Origin of the sequence: Bacteroides ndongoniae (assembly GCF_900108345.1) — a bacterium.
GTDB lineage: Bacteria > Bacteroidota > Bacteroidia > Bacteroidales > Bacteroidaceae > Bacteroides > Bacteroides ndongoniae.
On sequence record NZ_FNVV01000005.1, the window covers coordinates 1 to 1,079 of the forward strand.

Genomic DNA, 1,079 nt, shown 5'->3' on the forward strand with positions numbered 1-1,079 from the left:
TTCTTACTCCTTAACGATTCATTCTTGACAGTATTTCAATGATCTCTTTAATGTAATTTTGAACCGGCTAACACCGATTCTATTGTTTTATTTTTATTTATCGGTAAAAATTTACCGAAGTATTGTATTATTATAGGTTATTTTATATGATTAATGTTTATGATTTTATATGCTAAGTTTTTCCAGTTTGGGTTATTTCTTCTAATTTGATAGTCTTTAGTCTACCCTTCAAACTCCAGTGATCCAATATGAATTTATCTATTCTGTTTTTATCTTCATTAGAGAACCAACTAACTTCCCATTGAGATGTAGCGGAAACATTGTTGAAAAACCAATCCATATAATCTCCATCTACTGCGGAAAATGAAAAGCCATATATATGCACATACTCCACATCTTTGAGTATCTTTTGTAATTCTTGATGCTTGAAAATATGTTCATATGGATTCTTATGATATTTATTTAATTCAAAAGATACTTGTTCATCGTCATAACTCATTGAACTTCCATAAAGAAACTTATTGTGTCCATATATAAGACGTTCGTGTTTTGAAGATCGACCATGAATATGAAGGACTCTTTCTTCTGGTATTTTATATAACATTTCTAATACATCCGTATAATTAAAATTAATAAAGAATGAATCTTCTTTCTCAATATGGATATATTTAGGGTCAGTAATCAACCTCAGGCAGTTATCCACCCATTTTTCAAAACAATATTGCAACACATCAAGCAAACCTTTAAGCCGTTTTGCACAATAAGAATCCAAATGCAAACTGGGTGGTATATTATACCTTTCCTCAAATTCCCTTTTCCGTTTTGCCTCTGCTATAATTTCATCAATGGGCTTAGCTGGTGGAGTAAATTTTGATACAAATTTATTGATATCTAGATTCCCAAGTTGCACTTCAAAATCATTCCACCATTCTGCATCTATATCATAGACTACCGTAAGCATTCGATAAACTACAAGTTTTAAACCTTTATATACAACAATAGCGACTGTCACTATGAACCTAATAGTTTCAGCCGCTATTATTTTGTTGAACCTATATGTTGCATATGGCATTAGTTGT

At 31.0% G+C, this 1,079-nt stretch carries 1 protein-coding gene; it reads right to left on the bottom strand.

The window, feature by feature from the left end; genetic code table 11:
* Window positions 1–172: 172 nt before the first annotated feature.
* Window positions 173–1,079 (bottom strand): AbiH family protein (locus BQ5591_RS00045; RefSeq protein ID WP_205410611.1); only part of this gene is annotated, 907 nt, incomplete at its 5' end.